This is a genomic window from Bradyrhizobium sp. (assembly GCF_016462955.1).
Classification (GTDB): Bacteria; Pseudomonadota; Alphaproteobacteria; order Rhizobiales; family Xanthobacteraceae; genus Bradyrhizobium.
Genome location: NZ_JAEMSD010000529.1, coordinates 1 through 1,332, shown reverse-complemented (window position 1 = coordinate 1,332; position 1,332 = coordinate 1). Strand labels below are relative to the sequence as shown.

At 59.5% G+C, this 1,332-nt stretch carries 2 pseudogenes; one reads left to right on the top strand and one right to left on the bottom strand.

What is annotated here, in order from left to right:
- Positions 1-402: pseudogene (locus JHD07_RS33545) on the top strand (EmrB/QacA family drug resistance transporter); the annotation flags it as partial.
- A gap of 402 nt (positions 403-804) precedes the next feature.
- On the opposite strand, the pseudogene JHD07_RS33540 reads toward JHD07_RS33545, so the two are convergent.
- A pseudogene (locus JHD07_RS33540) lies at positions 805-1,332 on the bottom strand (ABC transporter permease); the annotation flags it as partial.

The following is a 1,332-nucleotide window of genomic DNA, read 5'->3' as shown; positions in this document are numbered from 1 at the left end:
TCCTATGACGGTCTGCCGCCCGAGAAAACCAACCAGGCCTCGGCGCTCATCAACGTTTCGCGGAATATCGGCGGCTCAATGGGGGTCGCGCTCGCGCAAACGATGCTGGCGCAGCGCCAGCAATTCCACCAGACTCGACTGGTCGAGCATGTGGCACCTTCCGATCTCGGGTACCAACAGACGATCGATGCGGTGACGCGGTATTTCCAGGCCCAGGGGTCAAGCGCGTCGGATGCTGCATCGCAAGCGCTGGCTTGGCTTGGTAAAACGCTCCAGCAGCAGGTCGACTATCTCGCTTACATCGACGTGTTCTGGCTTCTGGCCGCGGTCGCGCTTTTGATGATCCCGGTTGCGTCGATCCTTCGGCCCATCGACTTGAGCGCGCCGCCGAAGACCCATTGAAGGTTCCCTGGCTGGGCCGCCTCGTCACGTTATCGCCGGATCGAACCTCCTGGTGCCGCCTTGTCCGGTGCCAGCGTCGGGACAGGACGATTGCAATCCAACAGCGAATTTGGGTTTACGCGCCTGTCTGATCTCACATGGCCGGGATGCTTCGGGGGCACCGGACGTGTCAAGCCAAAACCGCTTCGATCTACATAATCGGCGAAACGGAAGTCCAAGACGATGATCATGGCTCTGCGCTTGAGAGAACCGCAATGCAGGCCCAGCAGAGAATTTATAGCCTGCCGCGCTGACGCCTGTCGCGATGGCTCGCGACTGCGGGCCCAAGGTTCTCGAGGACATTCGGGTCGCGCGGATCGGCAATCTGTATGGCACGCTGCCGATCTTGGTCGGCGGCGGCGTCAGCGGTACCCGGAAAAAGAAAACTGCCAGCGCAAACATAACGGCGTCACCGCGACGTAACGCAATTGCTTGCCGATCAGAAATTCAAGCCGGGTGACCGGCGTGACGTAGAGGTTGGGTGATTGAGCCGAGCTCCCTTTCTCTGACGACCGCGAGCGCCATCAAGATCGCCGGAAACAATGCCAGCATCATTGCGATGGTCGAGGGGACCATGGCATAGATGCTATCGAAGTCCTGATTGTACTTGAACCTGATCTCGATGGTGGCGAGCGGCGGGGCGATGCTGTGCGTTGTCTTGATAATCGGATCGACCAGATAGAGCTGGTGCATGCTTTGCGGATTGCCCCGGATTGTTTCCGCTCGGAGCGGCGTGGCGCCGTCGATCCAGGCCGACACAAGGGAGGTGACCCGAGTTTGATGCTGAGGCCACACTTTGCCGGGATCTCGATGCTGAGATCGATGCTCCCATCCCTTTGACCTGCCCCTGAGTATTTCCTCCAGATGGAGTTAGAGTCCGGCCTGAAAAGG